This is a genomic window from Microbacterium sp. LMI12-1-1.1 (assembly GCF_040676455.1).
Classification (GTDB): domain Bacteria; phylum Actinomycetota; class Actinomycetes; order Actinomycetales; family Microbacteriaceae; genus Microbacterium.
In genome coordinates this window covers 234,144-250,004 of sequence record NZ_JBEGIA010000016.1, presented here as the reverse complement: position 1 = coordinate 250,004, position 15,861 = coordinate 234,144, and the positions used below count along the sequence as shown (strand labels likewise).

The following is a 15,861-nucleotide window of genomic DNA, read 5'->3' as shown; positions in this document are numbered from 1 at the left end:
GCACTCCGGGGCCGTGGACGCGGTTCGGGCGCTGGGTAGAGTGAGCGGATGCCGGAGCCCACGCCCGCCGACCGTGCGCTGCAGGCGCTGAGCGACTCGATCGGCGGCGCGCGGAGTCGTCGTCCCGAGGACGCCACGGACCCGTCGGTCCCCGTGGCGGCGACCGTCGTCCTCCTGCGCGACACAGCCGACGGGCTCGAGGCACTGATGATCGAGCGGCCCGACCGCGGCTCGTTCGCCGGCGCGTGGGTGTTCCCGGGCGGCAAGCTCGAGGCCGCAGACCGCCGCGCCGCCGACGAGCCGGAGGAAGAGGTCGCCCGCACTGCGGGCGTGCGCGAGACGCGTGAGGAGACGGCGCTCGCTCTCGATCCGGACGCCCTCGTGACCCTGTCGTGCTGGGACCCGCCGCCCGGACTCGCGCTGCGGATCCGCACGTGGTTCTTCGTCGCACCGGCTGCCGCGGGCGTGCTCGCGCTCTCGGCCGACGAGGCGGTCGCGGCCGAGTGGCTGCGTCCGGCCGACGCGCTGGCCCGGCATGGCCGCGGGGAGTTCACGCTGTACCCGCCGACCTGGGTGACGCTGCACGGCCTGGCCGGCCACGCCGACGCCGCGTCCGTCATCGGCGCCGCGCGACTGGGCGGCGTGCACCACTTCGAGACGGTGGCACGCCGGGGCGGCGACGGACCGATGCTGGTCTGGCGGGGCGACGACGAATGGGATCCGGATGCCGCAGCCGCGGCATCCGGATCCCGTCATCGCCTGGAGATCGGCGCTCTCCCGTGGCGCTACGAGCGCACGGGCTGAGCCGGCCTCAGGCGCCGATCACATCGGCGACGCGCACCACGTCCGCGAACGTGAACGCGCCGGGGGCTGCCCCGAGCGTCGGGATGAACGAGACGTTCAGCATCGACAGCGCGTCCCGGCGCAGCAGCGTGACGAACGTATCGGCCACGATCTTCGCCCCGAGCGGTCCGAGGTGCTCTCCGGCAGTCGTCACCATCGCCTCGCGCAGCACGTAGTACCAGAGCGGCGTCTTCTCGAGGAGGAGGCCGTTCTGCTGCTCGAGGACCGCGATCTCGTCGGCGGGAAGACCGTCGGTGAGCTGGGCGGCGGTGAGCACGGGCACGCCGAGCGCCGCCGCCGTCGCCTGTCCGCTCGGCAGGCCGAGGACGAGGCCGCGCAGCAGGTTGCGCGTCGCGAGGATGCTCATGAGCGCGTTGGTGCCCGACCCGTCGAGGTCCTCGAGCGCGCTCGCCAGCACGCTGTCGATCTTGCGTGCGCTGTTGAACACGGGGACGGCGAAGCCGGTCTCGAAGAACGCGTTGAAGTCGACGACCCAGTTCGAGCGCACCGGCAGGTGCGGTTCGTGGATGAAGGCGAAGACGTCCGACATCGGCTTGTTGCGCAGCTCGAAGTTGAGCCAGTACTCGTCGCGGATCATGCTGTGCCCGAACCGGTAGGCGGCGACCGAGAACTCCACCGGCATCTGGAACCTGCTGTTCGGCTTCGCCTTCACGTTCGCCAGCGCGTCGTCGACCGCTGCCTGACCGCAGATGCGCGGCAGGAAGTCGTGCAGGACCGCCCACTGATAGTGCAGCGTCGCCTGTCGCTTCGCCTCGACGAAGATGTCGCCGGTGAAGCCCGACGCGATCAGCTGGTCGACGATGGCGTTGTGCAAGCGCAGCATCGCGTGGTGCAGCTGCGACACGATGAGGTTCTCGTTGTTGCGCGGGTCGCCGATGATCGCCGTGAGCGCCGAGGTGCGCGGAACGTCGAAATCGGTGTGCGCCACCATTCCGCCGCCGCCCGCGGCGCCGCCGGCGCCCCCGAGACCGCTGGGAAGGTTGGTGCCGAGCAGCATGCGGAACGCGGATGCCGGTTCTCCCGGTGCGGGCGCGGCGTAGAGGAACGCGTCCACCGCCGGACCCCTGCCGTAGACGCTGTCGAGATCGAGCATCGGCGAGCGCATGTTGTTGATGATCGTCGCGTCGACGAGCGCCGGTGAATCGAGCGCCGAGGACACGTCGAGGGTGATGTCGTGGTCGACGAACTGCCCGACGTAGGTGTAGCCGGCCGGCGTCGCCGAGTCGGCCGCGGTCTCGCGGCCGCTGTTGGCCATGAGGTTGCCGAGCTGGCTCAGCAGGTCTCGCGTCGCGTCGTCGAGCGGCAGCCGGCTGGCCGCGCGCACCTTGGCCTTCGTCAGGTACCCGAACTTGTCGGCGTCCGACGCGAAGACGTCGTGCGCCGGAAAGTACCCGAGCGAGAACTTGGCGCCGTGGAAGCGTCCGTGCTCCGGTCGTACCGCCTCCAGTGAGGACCGGATGTCGACGGGGAGCCGCGGCGCCTGCCGCTTCTCACCGGGCGACCTCTCGCGGGTGCCGTTCAGGCCCAGCTGCTCGCGCAGGAAGGGCTGCGCGGCGAATGCGTCTTCGGGCGACTCGGCACCCGGTCTGGTCTCAGTGCTCATGATTCCCTCCTTGGGACATTGCCCAGTGGGAGGGGGACACCTACAGCGGTGATACGCCGACGGTGCGAATCAGGACTCGAGCAGTCGCCGCAGGTGCGCACCGACCGCGTGCGTCTCGATGAGGAAGCCATCGTGGCCGAAGTCGCTCGAGAGCACGACGGCGCGGTCGCCGTCGAGGGTGCGGCGGATGCCGCGCGCGATGCGGTGCTGCCCGTCGATCGGGAACAGCCGGTCGCTGTCGATGCCGAGCACGAGCGCTGTGGCGGTGACGAGGGCGAGGGCGTCCTCGACCCCGCCGCGGTCGCGGCCGACGTCGTGGGAGTTCATCGCCTCGACGAGCGTGATGTACGAGTTCGCGTCGAAGCGCCGCGTGAACTTGTTGCCGTGGAAATCGAGGTACGACTCGACGGCGAAGCGTCCGTCGTGGCCGAGCGGGCTCACGCCGGACTGCCAGCTGCGCTGGAACCGCTGATTGAGCTCGGTGGGGGAGCGGTAGTTCAGGAGGGCCATGCGGCGGGCGAGCGCGAGTCCGCGGTTGGGGCCGTCGCCGTCGCCCGCGTCGTAGTACTCGCCGCCCTGGAAGCGCGGGTCGATGCGGATGGCCTCCTGCTGCACCGAGTTGAGCGCGATCTGGTCGGCGGTGTTGACCGGCGGCGACGACAGGATGCCGACGCGTGCCACGCGATCGGGCAGCATCACCGCCCACTCGAGCGCGTGCATGCCGCCCATGGACCCGCCGACGACGGCCGCCCAGACGTCGATGCCGAGCGCGTCGGCGAGGCGCACCTGCGCCGCGACCTGGTCGCGGATCGTGAGGTACGGGAATCGCGAGGCCCACTCGTAGCCGTCCGGGCCGATGGATGCCGGACCCGTCGAGCCCTGGCAGCCGCCGAGCATGTTCGGTGCGATGACGAACCAGCGGTCGGTGTCGATGGGGGCGCCGGGGCCGACGATGTCGTCCCACCAGCCGGAGGTCGGATGCCCCGCGCCGGCCGGTCCGCGCAGGTGGCTGTCGCCGGTGAGGGCGTGCAGCACCAGCACGGCGTTGTCGCGCGCGGCGTTGAGTTCGCCCCACGTCTCGTAGGCGAGGCGGTAGGCGGGAAGCTCGCGACCGCCCTCGGTGCGGAACGAGCCGAAGGCGGCGAAGTGGCGGTCGCCGACGGGGTCGCCGTCACGCCACGCGCCGGTCGCCGGCGGTCGCCCCAGCAGCAGCCGGGCGTCGGCCTCCGTCACCGGCGCGCTCGGCACCGTGTCTTCGGAGGTCTGCCAGTCCATTCGTCCATTCTCGCGTGCCGGTGCGGTCGCACGCGGTCTGTTACGGGTGCCGGCGCGGCGCGGTATATCGGCCGTGCACCCGCGCGTGGCATGATGCGCGCATGTCCAGCGCTGAACCCTTCATGCCCGCCCACGAGCCTCCGCCGTCCACTCCGCCGGAGGAGCACGACGTCGATCACGACGCCGACGTGCTCTTCGACCCCGAGGACACGGGCGGGGACGCAGATCCGCAGGCGCAGCCGTGGCACACCGACGCCGCAGCGCCGACGCTGCCCCGTCCTGTCCCGGGTGCGCATCTCACCGCCGAGCAGCTGTCCGCCGACCTGGCCTCCGACGACGGCGAATGACGAATGCCTCGGCCCGGCGCAGTGCGCCGGGCCGAGGCACCTGAGGAGGGGATCAGGCGCGAGCGGCCTCCGACACGCGCCGGGCCGCCGCGAGCGCCTGCTCGAGGTCGGCCTTGAGGTCGTCGATGTTCTCGAGCCCGACCGAGAGGCGCACGAGGCCCGGGGTGACACCGGTCGTGAGCTGCTGCTCGGGCGTGAGCTGCGAGTGCGTCGTCGACGCGGGGTGGATCACGAGCGAGCGCACGTCGCCGATGTTCGCGAGGTGGCTGAAGAGCGTCAGCGAGTTCACGAACTCACGGCCCGCCTCGACACCGCCCTTGAGCTCGAACGACAGGACAGCCCCGACGCCCTTGGGGGCGTAGTTGTTGGCGGCGGCGTACCACGGCGAGGTCGGCAGGCCCGAGTAGTTGACCGACGCGACGTCGGCGTGGTTCTCGAGCCACTCGGCGATCTCCTGCGCGTTCTGCACGTGGCGCTCGACGCGCAGTGACAGCGTCTCGATGCCCTGGATGAGCAGCCACGCGCTGTTCGGCGAGATCGCGGCACCGAGGTCGCGCAGCAGCTGCACGCGCGCCTTGATGATGTAAGCGAGGCCGTCGCCGACCGCCGCGGTGTACGACGCGCCGTGGTACGACGGGTCGGGAACCGTGAGGCCGGGGAACTTCTCGACGTTCTTCGACCACTTGAACGTGCCGCCGTCGACGATCACGCCGCCGATGGTGGTGCCGTGGCCGCCGAGGAACTTCGTCGCGGAGTGGACGATGATGTCGGCGCCGTGCTCGAACGGCTTGATGAGGTACGGGGTGGCGATCGTGTTGTCGACGATGAGCGGCACGCCGTTCACGTGCGCGACGTCGGCGACGGCGCGGATGTCGAGCACGTTGATCTTCGGGTTGCCGATGGTCTCGGCGAAGAAGAGCTTGGTGTTCGGCCGGACGGCGCGGCTCCACTCCTCGGGGTCGTCCTGGTTCTCGACGAACGTCGTCTCGATGCCGAGCTTCGCCAGCGTGTACTTGAAGAGGTTGTACGTGCCGCCGTAGATCGAGCTCGACGACACGATGTGATCGCCGGACTCCGCGATGTTGAGGACGGCGGAGGTGGCGGCGGCCTGGCCGCTCGCAAGAAGCAGCGCACCGGTGCCGCCTTCGAGTGCGGCGAGGCGCTCCTCGACGACAGCCTGCGTCGGGTTCTGGATGCGCGTGTAGATGTTGCCGAACTCCGCGAGCGCGAAGAGGTTCGCCGCGTGGTCGGCGTTGTCGAAGACGTACGACGTGGTCTGGTAGATCGGCGTCGCGCGAGCCTTCGTCACCGGATCGGGCTGGGCCCCCGAGTGGATCTGCTTGGTCTCGAAACGCCAGTTCTCGGGTGCGGACATGGCTTGCTCCTGCGGGATCGGATGCCGGGAGCAGGCGCCCCCAGCCGGGTTCGACAGTACGGACCGCCCCGCGTTGTCAACAACCCACGGGAAATGTGACGTAACCTCCTCGCTTCCCGCGCCGCGGTTCCCCGGGTTCCCCGTTCACTTGCGCTGGATGTACGAAGCTCACGGCGTGTCACGTACAGACAGCGCAAGTGAACGAGTGTGGGGGCGGGCACGCGGGTGGGTAGCGTGGAGGCATGGCGAACAGACGTGCAGTGGTGACCGGCGCGAGCTCGGGGATCGGTGAGTCGGCGGTGCGGGCACTGCGCGCGACCGGCTGGGACGTGGTCGGCGTGGCGCGACGCGCCGATCGGCTCGCGGCGCTCGAGGCCGAGACCGGTGCGGGCGCGTTCGCGGCAGACCTGACCTCCGACGCCGACGTGGAGGCGCTCGCCACATTCCTCGCCGAGACGGGTCCGCTGCACGCCCTCGTGCACGTGGCCGGCGGCGCACGCGGCACCGATCGCGTCGAGGACGGCCGTGTCGAGGACTGGCAGTGGATGTTCGAGGCCAACGTGCTCTCGGCGCAGCGGCTGGTCTCGACGCTCCTTCCGCAGTTGCGGCGGGCCGCGGCATCCGACGGTCACGCCGACACCCTCTTCGTCACCTCGACCGCCGCGCAGACCGCGTACGCCGGCGGCGCCGGCTACAACGCCGCCAAGGCGGGCGAGGCCATGCTGGCGCACGCGCTCCGCCTCGAGCTCAACGGCGAGCCGATCCGCGTCGTAGAGGTCGCGCCCGGCATGGTGCACACGCCCGAGTTCACGCTCAACCGCCTCGGTGGCGACAGTGCGGCCGCCGAGCGCGTGTACGACGGCGTCGCGAATCCGCTGACCGCCGACGACGTCGCCGACGTGATCGCCTACGCGCTCAACGCGCCCGGGCACGTCAACCTCGACCTCATCACCATGCGTCCGGTCGCGCAGTCGGCGCAGTTCCTGCTCGCCCGCGGCCCGTTGCGCCCTCGCGGCACGGGGGAGCTGTGATCCCCACCATCGGCACCGCCGTCAGCTATCCGGCAGGCGCGACCGCCTCGCGCAGCACCGTGGTGCACGTCGCCGATGCCGGCGACGGCCGCCGGGCCGTCGTCCTCGACGAGACCGCCTTCCATCCGGTCGACACTGCGTGGCCCGACCAGCCCGCCGATCGCGGCACGCTCCGCGTCGCCGGTGCCGACCTCGCGGTCATCGACGCGGTGGTGGGCGCTCTCCCGGTGGACGCGGCACCCGCCGACCGGCTCCTGCTCGGCGCAGAGGTGCCGGTGCGCACCGGCACCGAGGGGTGGACCTTCGTCGTGGCGCACCTGATCGACGGAGATGCGCCTGTCGCCGAGGGCGACGTCGTCGACGTGACGGTGGACGCCGGCTACCGCGCCGCGCTCTCGGCCGGGCACACCGCGTGCCACCTCGCCTCGCTCGCCCTCGATGCGGCGCTGGCGGACGCCTGGCGGAAGGAGGCCCCGGCCGATGCGCTCGGTGCACCCGCCTTCGATGCGCTCGCGATCCAGGAGTCGCGCATCGTCGGCGACGGCTCGGTGGACGTCTACCGCATCGGCAAGTCGCTGCGTCGCAAGGGGTTCGATCCGGAGGCGCTCGCCGATCTCGACGCGCTCACCGCGCGCGTCGACGCACAGCTGGCGGACTGGCTCGCGGCCGGCGGCGCCGTGCGCGTCGAGCGCGACGGCGCTGCCCTGGCCGACCGCCGCACGTGGGTGTGCGAGCTGCCCGGCGCCTCTGCGCGCATCCCCTGCGGCGGCACCCACGTCACCTCGCTCCACGAGCTCTCGGCGGCGACGGTCTCGTTCGCGGCGACGACGGTCGAGGGCGGCGTCGAGCTCGTCATGACGACGACGGCGACGAGGGCCGAGGCGCCGTGATGCCACTGACGCTGCCTGAGCTCGCCGACGCGGGCCTCATCGACCCCGACTGGTCGACGGCACTCGCTCCGGTGGCGCCCGACATCGCCGCGCTGGGCGACCGGCTCCGGGCCGAGGTCGCCGAGGGCCGCCACTACCTGCCGGCCGGGGACCGGGTGCTGCGCGCGTTCCAGCGCCCGCTGCCCGAGGTGAAGGTGCTCATCGTCGGGCAGGACCCGTACCCGACGCCGGGGCATCCGATCGGACTGTCGTTCGCCGTCGACGCGCACGTCCGGCCGCTGCCGCGGAGCCTCGCCAACATCTACCAGGAGCTCGAGGCCGATCTCGGCATCCCGCGCGCCCCGCACGGCGACCTGTCCGCGTGGAGCGGCCAGGGCGTCATGCTGCTCAACCGCGTGCTGACCGTCGCGCCCGGGGCTCCGGCATCCCATCGAGGCTGGGGGTGGGAGAAGGTAACCGAGCACGCCATCCGCACCCTCGTCGCCCGCGACCAGCCGCTCGTGGCGATCCTCTGGGGGCGGGATGCCGCGAACCTGCGGCCGCTGCTCGGAGCGACGCCCATCATCGAGTCGCCCCATCCGTCGCCCCTGTCGGCCAGCCGGGGCTTCTTCGGGTCGCGGCCGTTCTCGCGCGCCAACGAACTGCTCGCGCAGCAGGGTGCGGCCCCCGTCGACTGGCGGCTTCCCGCTTAGGGCGCCCCGCACACCGGACATCGAGGAGGAGCTCATGCTCGAGGAGGAATACGAGAAGGATCGGCGTCGCCTGCCGCGGCATCTGCAGCGCCAGCCCGAGCCCGAGCGTCCCTTCTCGTTCACGATCCGGCCCGTCGAGGACCGCGACATGCCCGACATCCGCGAGATCTACAACTACTACGTCACCAACTCCGTGGTGACCTTCGACGAAGACACCTGGTCTGTCGGAAAGTGGCGCAAGAAGCGCGACGGCCTGGCCAAGCAGGGCCTTCCGTTCCTCGTCGCCGAGTCGCCGTCGGGGCAGATCCTCGGGTATGCGCTGGTGCAGCCGATGTCGAGCAAGTCGGCGTACCGGTACTCGGTCGAGAACTCGATCTACCTCGGGCAGGCGGCGACCGGGAAGGGCCTGGGCAAGGCACTGCTCGAGGCGCTGATCGAGGCGAGCGAAGCGGTCGGCATCCGCCAGATGGTCGCGGTGATCAGCGACAAGGGCGCCGAAGGCTCGATCGCCCTGCACGAGAAGCTCGGCTTCGTCGAGGTCGGCCGCATGGGCCGCGTGGGGTTCAAGTTCGGGCGGTGGCTCGGGACCATCTACATGCAGAAGGCCCTCACCCCGGTGAAGAAGAAGGGCATCTTCACCCGCTGAGCGTCACCGGCCCGGTCGCTCGGGCCCCGCGGACGCGCCGCTGCGACTCCACTCGCGCACGGCGTCGACGAGTTCGCGCCAGGCGCCGACGACCTCGTCGTCGTACAGCTCCGCCTCGCGCGGATCCGTCCCCGACCAGCTCGCCCGGATGAACCACACGAAGCTGTCGGGCATCGGACTGCGGGGTTCGGCAGGCGCCGCCTGCGCGTCGTGGGGGGAGACCGGCACCCCGATCCGCTGCGCGACGGCGGCGTCCGGGGCGTCCCGGCCGTCCGGGCCGATCCGCTCCGCGACGGCGGTGTCCGGGGCGACGGCGGTGTCCGCATCGTCCGGAACGTCCGCTCCGGTGGCGTCGGCTGGCGGATGCGCCTCGTTCCACGGGCAGCGGTCGATCAGGGAGATCCACTCGGGCGCCTCGGTCTCGGGCGGCTGGGCCGACCAGCGGCGGGTGATGCCGGCGATACCGCCGGTGCGCGCGACGTCGACCTCGACCGCGGGCCGCGGCTCGGTCGATCCGGTGGTCTCAGGCGTCGGGTTCTGGGTCATCCGGGATCACGCCGACGCCCGTCCACCCGGCGCGGACGGCATCGACCTCCTCCGACTTCTCACCGTACTCCGCAGCCGCCGCGGCGAGGGTGGCGCGGGCGAACGTCGTGAAGTCCGCCGTCGACGGCACCGTTCCTGAGGTGAGCGTGCGGTACCAGATGAGACCCGCCTTCTCCCAGGCGTGGCCGCCCAGCGCAGTCGCGACGAGGTAGAACGCGTGGTTCGGGATGCCGGAGTTGATGTGCACGCCGCCGTTGTCGTCGCGGGTGTCGACGTAGTCGCGCATGTGCGCCGGCTGCGGGTCCTTCCCGAGCACGTCGTCGTCGTACGCGGTGCCGGGAGCGGCGAGGGACCGCAGCGCGCGCCCCTGCACGGCATCCGTGAAGATGCCCTCGCCGATGAGCCAGCTCGCCTCGTCGGCCGTCTGCCCGTTGCGGTGCTGCTCGGCGAGCGCGCCGAACACGTCGGCGATGGACTCGTTGAGCGCACCCGACTGCCCGCGGTAGAGGAGCCCGCCCTCGTCCTCGACCACGCCGTGCGCGAGTTCGTGTGCGATGACGCTGAGAGACCCGGTGAAGCCGCGGAACACCTCGCCGTCGCCGTCGCCGAAAACCATGCGCTCGCCGTTCCAGAACGCGTTGTCGTAGTCGCGGCCGTAGTGGACCGTCGCCAGCAGCGAGCTGCCCGAGCCGTCGATGCTGTCGCGGGCGAACGCGTCCCACCAGAAGTCGTAGGTCGCCCCGAGCCCGTCGAACGCCTCGTCGACGGCGGAGTCGCCGGTGGCGGGGTCGTCCTCGCCGCGCACGCGCACGCCGGGCAGGACCTCGCGCTGCCGGGCGTCGGAGATCTCGCGGTCGGGAGCCGGCGTGGCCTCGGCGACGAGGGTGCCGGGCTCCTGGATCGACAGTCGCAGCCGCGACCTCACCGGGCGATACTCGCGCGGCGCGGCGAGCGTCGAGCGGGCCGCCTCGGCGGCGCGCGCCCAGCCCTCTTCCTGCACGGCGGCGATACGGGCGAGCAGGTACGGCGGAACGATTCCGGGGGCCATGATCCGAACCTATCGGCGGCCGCCGACGCCGGCGCCCGCCCCGCCGACCCGGGCTGGACGCATCACGAGGCGTCGGCGTCGATGGTCCTGCCCGGACGCATCACGAGGCGTCGGCGTCGATGACGGGGATGGACGCCAGCAGCCGCCGCGTGTACGCCACCTGGGGCTGCAGCAGCACCTTCTCGGTAGGCCCTTCCTCGACGATGCGGCCGTCCTTCATGACGACGACCTCGTCGCACAGGTTCTGCACCACGCCGATGTCGTGAGAGACGAGCAGCAGCGTGAGCCCGTCACGGACGCGCAGCTCGCCCAGCAGCTCGAGGATCTGGGCGCGGACGGTGACGTCGAGCGCCGAGAGCGGCTCGTCGCCGACGAGCAGGCGCGGGCGATGCACGATCGCGCGGGCCAGGGCGATGCGCTGCCGCTGCCCGCCCGAGAACTCGTGAGGGAACCGGTCGGCCATCCCGGCCTCGAGTCCGACGTCGTCGAGCACCTCGCGCACGCGCGCCCGGCGGTCGCCGTCGATCCCGAGCGCCCACAGCGGCTCCCCGACGATGCGGCCCACGCTCATGCGGGGGTCGAGCGACGCGTAGGGGTCCTGGAAGACGATCCCGGTCTGCCGGCGCAGCCAGTGCAGGGACCGCGCCGATGCGCGGGCGTCGACGGGGCGTCCGTCGAACTCGACGGTGCCGGCAGAGGGCCTGTCGAGGGCCAGCAGCAGCCGCACGAGGGTCGACTTGCCCGAGCCCGATTCGCCGATGAGGCCGACCGACGAGCCCTCGCGCACGTCGATGTCGGCATCCTCGAGTCCGGTCGTGAAGCTGCGCGGCTCGAACAGGCGCGTCTTCGGGGTGGGGTACCGGCGCCCGAGGCCCCGACCGCGGATCAGCACGCTCACTCGGCACCTCCCGGCCGCCACAGCGTGGCGGTCGCGTCGCGGAGCAGCTCCTGGGTGACGGCGGACGCCGGTGCGGAGAGCAGCTGCGCCACCGGCGCCTGCTCGACCACGCGCCCGTGCTCGAGCACCACGCCGTGCGTGGCGATCTGCGACAGCACCGCGAGGTCGTGGGTGATGAAGACGAGCGACATGCCGTCGTCGCGCGCGAGCGACAGCAGGAGGTCGAGGATCTCGGCCTGGATGGTGACGTCCAGCGCCGTCGTCGGCTCGTCGGCGATGAGCAGCCGCGGGCGGCAGGCGAGAGCCATCGCGATGGCCACGCGCTGCCGCTGGCCGCCCGACAGCTGGTGCGGATAGCGGGCTACGATGCGGTCGGGGTCGGGGAGGGCGACACGGGACGCCTCCGCGACGGCGCGGGCCGCGGCATCCCGCTTCGACAGCCCCTCGTGGATGCGGATCGACTCGGCGATCTGCCTGCCGACGGTGCGGATGGGGTTGAGGGCGGTCCGCGGTTCCTGGAACACGATGCCGATCTCGTCGCCCCGGAGTTGAGCGAGCTCGCCGTCGGCGAGGCCGAGGATCTCGTGGCCGTTCCAGCGCACGCTGCCCCCGGCGGTCGCGCCGTCGGGCAGGAGCCCCAGGATGGCGAGGGCGGTCAGGGACTTGCCCGACCCCGACTCGCCGATCAGGCCGACGCGGGCGCCGTCGGCAACGGCGAACGAGACGCCGTCGACGACGCGGCGGCCGCCGATCTCGATGGTGAGGTCGTCCACCTCGAGGCTCATGACACCACCTCGGGGATGTGCAGGCTCACGGTGCCACCCTCCCGCCCGCCCGATCCTGTTCCCAACTCAGGAACGAGGCAGCATCGACGGGCGCCGAATCGCGGAATCATGCGGACGGGACCGCGGCGCGGATGCGCGGATCCTGAGTTGGGAACGTGGGTGAGGCTCATGACACCACCTCGGGGACTCGCCGGCTCACGGTGCCACCCTCCTGCCCTCCCGATCCTGTTCCCAACTCAGGAACGGGGCAGCATCGACGGGTGCCGAACCGCGGAAGCATGCGGATGGGACCGCGGCGCGGATGCGCGGATCCTGAGTTGGGAACGGGGGTGAGGCTCATGACACCACCTCGGGAATGTGCAGGCGCGCGCGGCGCGTGGCGAACGGGCTCCGCGAGAGCGTGGGATCGGTCGCCTCGCGCAGGCCGTCGCCCAGCAGGTTGAGGCCGAGGACCGTGAGCGTGATGGCGAGGCCCGGCCACACCACCGACAGGGGGTGCACCGCGATGAACTGCTGCAGCTGCGCGAGCAGCAGGCCCCAGGACGGCTCCGTCACCGGCGCGCCGAAGCCCAGGTAGGACAGGCCCGCCTCGGCGAGCACGGCGACCGCCATGCCCCATGAGAGCTGCACGATGAACACCGGGGCGACGTTGGGCAGCAGGTGGCGCCACAGATTCTGCGCGGGCGTGAGACCCGACGCGCGGCCGGCCAGCACGAAGTCGCTCTGCAGCACCCGTCGGAGCTCGGGGCGGGTCACCCGCGCGATGTTCACGCCGAAGCCGATGCCCACCGCCCAGATCACGACCCACAGCGATCCGCCCCACACGGCCGAGATCATCATCGCGATGATGAGCACCGGGAACGCGATGAGGATGTCGACGAAGACCGCCACCGACTCGCGCACCCACCGCGCGGTGAGGGCGCCGAGCGCGGCGAGCGAGATGCCGATCACCGTCGCGACGATCCCGGCGCCGACGGCGACGAACACGGTGGTGCGGGCACCGGCCATCAGCAGGCTCAGGATGTCGCGGCCCGACCCGTCGGTGCCGAGCAGGTGCGGCCAGCCGGGAGGCGCCCAGCGGTCCGAGATCTCGACCTGCTGCGGGTCGAACGGCGTCCAGAACCGTGCGACGACGGCGGTGACGACGACCACCGCGACGACGATGAGGCCGAACCGGCCGGTCGACAGCGCCCACAGCCGGCGCAGCCATGCCCAGCGCGACGGACGCCGCGCCGGGGCCGGCGTCGCGGCTCCGGCATCCGTCGTCGCACCGGCCGGCGCCGCGGCTCCGGCATCCGTCGTCGCACGCGTCGGCGCCGGGTCGCCGGTGCCCGAGCTCGTCGAGGGGCTCACGAGGCCTCCCGCTGACGGGGGTCGATCACGCGGTGCACGAGGTCGACCACGAATCCTACGATGAGCACGAACCCGGTGAGCGCGAGCAGCTCGCCCTGCACCTTGGGGAGGTCGCGTGCGGCGACGTCGGCGACCAGCATGCGGCCGATGCCGGGGAGCGAGAAGAGCTGCTCGATGACGACGGCGCCGACGATGATGCCGGCGACCTGCAGGCCCAGCACCGTGATCACCGAGAGGCCGACGACCGGCAGGCCGTGGCGGATGAGCGCCTGGTCGCGGGTGAGCCCCTTCGCCGCCGCGGTGCGCACGAAGTCCTGCCCGACGGCCTGGAGGGTGGCGCTGCGCACGAAGCGCAGCAGCATCGCGCCCTCGACGATGCCGATCGTGAGCGCGGGGAGTATCAGGGAGCGCAGCGCCGCCGCCGGGTCGTTCCAGCCCGCACGGGGGAAGCCCTGCGCGGGGAGCCATCCGAGCCAGACGGCGAAGACGACGACGAGCATCATGCCCGCCCAGACGACCGGGACCGCCGCCAGGGCCTGCGCGCCGACGCTGAGCGCGGTGCCGTCGGCGCGGCCGCGCCGCATCGCCGAGAGCACGCCGAGCGGCACGCTGATGACGACGGCGATGAGGAGCGACAGGATGCCGAGGGGCACCGTCACCTCGGCCTTCTGGGCGAGCTCGTCGACGACGCGGGTTCCCGTGAGCAGGGAGGTTCCCAGGTCGCCGCGGAGAAGCCCGCCGATCCAGTCGAGATACTGCGCCGGCAGCGGCCGGTCCAGGCCCAGCCGCTCCCGGATGGCGTCCTGCTGCTCGGGGCTCGATCCCACACCCGCGATGAGGTGCGCGATGTCACCCGGGAGCACCCGGAGCGTGACGAAGATCAGCACGCTGGCGACGAGAAGCCCGAGCAGAAGCAGGGCCAGACGGGTCAGCGTGTACCGGATCACCCGTTGCTCTTGGCGATCTCGGCGATGTTCAGGCGCTCGTTCACATTGATCGAGGGCATACCGGTGATGTTAGTGCCGACCGCGACGACGGACGCGCCGTTGTACAGCCAGTCGGCGCCCGCGTCCTCCGACACGATGCGCGCGGCCTGTTCCAGCAGATCGGCCGCCTCGGCCTCGTCGGTCGCGGCGAGCGATTCGGCGTACAGCTCCTGCACCTCGGGGTTGTCGTAGGTGAAGTAGTAGTCCGGGTTCGCCCAGTTCTCGAAGTCGTGCGCCTCGGTGTGCAGCACGAAGCTGAGCTCGTAGTCGTGGTTCGTGTAGACGTCGGTGAGCCACGTCGTGAAGTCCACGGAGTTCACGTCGAGCGTGATGCCGACCTCGTCGAGGTCCGACACGAGGATCTGCGGGATCGTCGTCGAGTAGAAGCTCGGGATCGTGAGGGTCAGCTCGAGATCCTCGGCTCCGGCCTCCGCGAGGAGCGCCTTGGCGGCCTCCGGGTCGTAGGGGGCGACATCCGAGAGGTCCTCGTAGCCGGGGTCGAGCTCGGGGATCGGGCCGTACTGGGTCTGCCCCGACGCGAGCGCCTCGATGACCGCGTCGTGGTCGATGGCCTGACGGATGGCCTGGCGCACGCGCTTGTCGGCGAGGGGCCCAGACGTCTGGTTGAAGGCGAGTGTGCCCTTGTCGGTGGACTGGCCGAGCACCAGCGAGAAGTCGCCGTTCGCCTCGACCTGGTCCTTCAGGTTCGCGTCGAACCCCGTGAGCACGTCGACCTCGCCCGCGAGCGCGGCGTTGAGCGCGGCCTGGTTGTCGGGGATGTAGTCGAACACGACCTCGGCCGCGCCCGCCTCGTCGCCCCAGTACGCGTCGTTGCGTGAGAACGTGATGCTGTCGCCCTGTCGCCAGTCGGCGAGCACGAAGGGGCCGGTGCCGTTCGCCGCCGTCTTGTAGTCGACCGTGTCGCCCTCCTTGAGGACGATGCCCGCGCGGCCCGTCAGGTTCCACAGCAGCGTCGAGTCCGGCGCGCTGAGGGTGAGCGTGATGTCCTGCCCCTCGGCCGCGATCGACGTGACGTTCGCCAGCCGGGCGGAGTCGCGCCACTCGGGGGTGTCGCGGCGGGTGGTGAGCGACCACACCACGTCCTGCGGGGTCAGCTCCTGGCCGTCATGGAAGGTGACGCCCTCGCGGAGCGTGAACGTGTACGTGAGGCCGTCGGGAGAGACCGTCCAGTCGCTCGCGAGCGCCGGCACGATGTCCTGCTCGGGGGTACGGGCGACGAGCCCCTGGTAGATGTTGTCGACGAGGATCTGGTCCAGCGCCGAGCCCGCCGTCTCGCGGATGTCGAGGTTGCCAGGCTCCAGCACCAGCCGGATCGCGACCGATGCGTCCGGGTCGGGCTCGCCGGGCGTCGTCGGCGCGGCGTCGCCGCTCCCACCGCTGCAGGCGGTGAGGACGAGGAGGCCGGCGGCGAGCAGCGAGGCGGCGGCGAGGGTGGTGCGGCGGAGCATGAAGGTCCTTTCGGGGGAGGGTCCCGTGTGCTGTGCGGCGACTGTTGCTGGTG

General features: G+C 71.6%; 16 protein-coding genes. 6 read left to right on the top strand and 10 right to left on the bottom strand.

Going from position 1 to position 15,861, the window contains the following annotated elements; translation table 11 throughout:
• Positions 1-48: 48 nt before the first annotated feature.
• Complete coding sequence (locus MRBLMI12_RS19265) at positions 49-804, top strand: NUDIX hydrolase (RefSeq protein WP_363357831.1); 756 nt, start codon at positions 49-51, stop codon at positions 802-804.
• Between the two features lie 7 nt (positions 805-811).
• Here MRBLMI12_RS19265 and MRBLMI12_RS19260 read toward each other — a convergent pair whose 3' ends face one another.
• On the bottom strand, positions 812-2,467 hold the full coding sequence (locus tag MRBLMI12_RS19260) for a peroxidase family protein (protein WP_363357830.1): 1,656 nt from the start codon (positions 2,465-2,467) through the stop codon (positions 812-814).
• A 69-nt stretch (positions 2,468-2,536) separates the two neighbouring features.
• Positions 2,537-3,742 (bottom strand): homoserine O-acetyltransferase MetX, encoded by a 1,206-nt coding sequence (metX, locus tag MRBLMI12_RS19255; protein ID WP_363357829.1) that lies wholly within the window; start codon positions 3,740-3,742, stop codon positions 2,537-2,539.
• Positions 3,743-3,843: 101 nt separating this feature from the next.
• Here metX and MRBLMI12_RS19250 point away from each other — a divergent pair, with 101 nt between their 5' ends.
• Complete coding sequence (locus MRBLMI12_RS19250; RefSeq protein ID WP_363357828.1) at positions 3,844-4,089, top strand: hypothetical protein; 246 nt, start codon at positions 3,844-3,846, stop codon at positions 4,087-4,089.
• A gap of 52 nt (positions 4,090-4,141) precedes the next feature.
• Here MRBLMI12_RS19250 and MRBLMI12_RS19245 read toward each other — a convergent pair whose 3' ends face one another.
• Positions 4,142-5,464: a bifunctional o-acetylhomoserine/o-acetylserine sulfhydrylase gene (locus tag MRBLMI12_RS19245; RefSeq protein WP_363357827.1), complete on the bottom strand. Its 1,323-nt coding sequence runs from the start codon at positions 5,462-5,464 to the stop codon at positions 4,142-4,144.
• Between the two features lie 242 nt (positions 5,465-5,706).
• Between MRBLMI12_RS19245 and MRBLMI12_RS19240 the strand changes: the two genes are divergently transcribed.
• From MRBLMI12_RS19240 to MRBLMI12_RS19225, 4 genes are read left to right on the top strand one after another with little or no spacing between them, the layout of a single operon-like run.
• Positions 5,707-6,495 (top strand): SDR family oxidoreductase, encoded by a 789-nt coding sequence (locus MRBLMI12_RS19240; protein ID WP_363357826.1) that lies wholly within the window; start codon positions 5,707-5,709, stop codon positions 6,493-6,495.
• Entirely contained in the window at positions 6,492-7,385 is an 894-nt protein-coding gene (locus MRBLMI12_RS19235) for a metal-dependent hydrolase (RefSeq protein WP_363357825.1), read from the top strand. The genes MRBLMI12_RS19240 and MRBLMI12_RS19235 overlap by 4 nt, the downstream gene beginning before the upstream one ends.
• A complete protein-coding gene (locus tag MRBLMI12_RS19230; protein WP_363357824.1) occupies positions 7,385-8,077 on the top strand; it encodes a uracil-DNA glycosylase in 693 nt (230 codons plus the stop codon). The genes MRBLMI12_RS19235 and MRBLMI12_RS19230 overlap by 1 nt, the downstream gene beginning before the upstream one ends.
• 34 nt (positions 8,078-8,111) lie before the next feature.
• Entirely contained in the window at positions 8,112-8,723 is a 612-nt protein-coding gene (locus tag MRBLMI12_RS19225; RefSeq protein ID WP_363357823.1) for a GNAT family N-acetyltransferase, read from the top strand.
• Between the two features lie 3 nt (positions 8,724-8,726).
• Here the strand turns inward: MRBLMI12_RS19225 and MRBLMI12_RS19220 are convergent, their stop codons facing one another.
• From MRBLMI12_RS19220 to MRBLMI12_RS19190, 7 genes are all read right to left on the bottom strand, one after another.
• Positions 8,727-9,269: a hypothetical protein gene (locus MRBLMI12_RS19220; RefSeq protein WP_363357822.1), complete on the bottom strand. Its 543-nt coding sequence runs from the start codon at positions 9,267-9,269 to the stop codon at positions 8,727-8,729.
• Positions 9,247-10,317 carry a M4 family metallopeptidase gene (locus tag MRBLMI12_RS19215; RefSeq protein WP_363357821.1) on the bottom strand — a complete coding sequence of 357 codons (1,071 nt, stop codon included), beginning with the start codon at positions 10,315-10,317 and terminating at the stop codon, positions 9,247-9,249. The genes MRBLMI12_RS19220 and MRBLMI12_RS19215 overlap by 23 nt, the downstream gene beginning before the upstream one ends.
• Before the next feature lie 100 nt (positions 10,318-10,417).
• Complete coding sequence (locus MRBLMI12_RS19210) at positions 10,418-11,215, bottom strand: ATP-binding cassette domain-containing protein (RefSeq protein ID WP_363357820.1); 798 nt, start codon at positions 11,213-11,215, stop codon at positions 10,418-10,420.
• Entirely contained in the window at positions 11,212-12,000 is a 789-nt protein-coding gene (locus tag MRBLMI12_RS19205; protein WP_363357819.1) for an ABC transporter ATP-binding protein, read from the bottom strand. The genes MRBLMI12_RS19210 and MRBLMI12_RS19205 overlap by 4 nt, the downstream gene beginning before the upstream one ends.
• A 336-nt stretch (positions 12,001-12,336) precedes the next feature.
• Positions 12,337-13,206 carry an ABC transporter permease gene (locus MRBLMI12_RS19200; RefSeq protein WP_349429110.1) on the bottom strand — a complete coding sequence of 290 codons (870 nt, stop codon included), beginning with the start codon at positions 13,204-13,206 and terminating at the stop codon, positions 12,337-12,339.
• A 143-nt stretch (positions 13,207-13,349) separates the two neighbouring features.
• Positions 13,350-14,300, bottom strand: coding sequence for an ABC transporter permease (locus tag MRBLMI12_RS19195; protein WP_363357818.1), 951 nt, complete (start codon positions 14,298-14,300; stop codon positions 13,350-13,352).
• Positions 14,297-15,808 (bottom strand): ABC transporter substrate-binding protein, encoded by a 1,512-nt coding sequence (locus tag MRBLMI12_RS19190; protein WP_363357817.1) that lies wholly within the window; start codon positions 15,806-15,808, stop codon positions 14,297-14,299. Before MRBLMI12_RS19190 ends, MRBLMI12_RS19195 begins: the two co-directional genes overlap by 4 nt.
• Positions 15,809-15,861: the final 53 nt, after the last annotated feature.

Bases quoted from the DNA above. Each gene is read 5' to 3' on its own strand.
- MRBLMI12_RS19265 (WP_363357831.1), top strand. From the start codon at position 49: ATGCCGGAGCCCACGCCCGCCGACCGTGCGCTGCAGGCGCTGAGCGAC.
- MRBLMI12_RS19260 (WP_363357830.1), bottom strand. From the start codon at position 2,467: ATGAGCACTGAGACCAGACCGGGTGCCGAGTCGCCCGAAGACGCATTC.
- metX (WP_363357829.1), bottom strand. From the start codon at position 3,742: ATGGACTGGCAGACCTCCGAAGACACGGTGCCGAGCGCGCCGGTGACG.
- MRBLMI12_RS19250 (WP_363357828.1), top strand. From the start codon at position 3,844: ATGTCCAGCGCTGAACCCTTCATGCCCGCCCACGAGCCTCCGCCGTCC.
- MRBLMI12_RS19245 (WP_363357827.1), bottom strand. From the start codon at position 5,464: ATGTCCGCACCCGAGAACTGGCGTTTCGAGACCAAGCAGATCCACTCG.
- MRBLMI12_RS19240 (WP_363357826.1), top strand. From the start codon at position 5,707: ATGGCGAACAGACGTGCAGTGGTGACCGGCGCGAGCTCGGGGATCGGT.
- MRBLMI12_RS19230 (WP_363357824.1), top strand. From the start codon at position 7,385: ATGCCACTGACGCTGCCTGAGCTCGCCGACGCGGGCCTCATCGACCCC.
- MRBLMI12_RS19225 (WP_363357823.1), top strand. From the start codon at position 8,112: ATGCTCGAGGAGGAATACGAGAAGGATCGGCGTCGCCTGCCGCGGCAT.
- MRBLMI12_RS19220 (WP_363357822.1), bottom strand. From the start codon at position 9,269: ATGACCCAGAACCCGACGCCTGAGACCACCGGATCGACCGAGCCGCGG.
- MRBLMI12_RS19215 (WP_363357821.1), bottom strand. From the start codon at position 10,317: ATGGCCCCCGGAATCGTTCCGCCGTACCTGCTCGCCCGTATCGCCGCC.
- MRBLMI12_RS19205 (WP_363357819.1), bottom strand. From the start codon at position 12,000: ATGAGCCTCGAGGTGGACGACCTCACCATCGAGATCGGCGGCCGCCGC.
- MRBLMI12_RS19190 (WP_363357817.1), bottom strand. From the start codon at position 15,808: ATGCTCCGCCGCACCACCCTCGCCGCCGCCTCGCTGCTCGCCGCCGGC.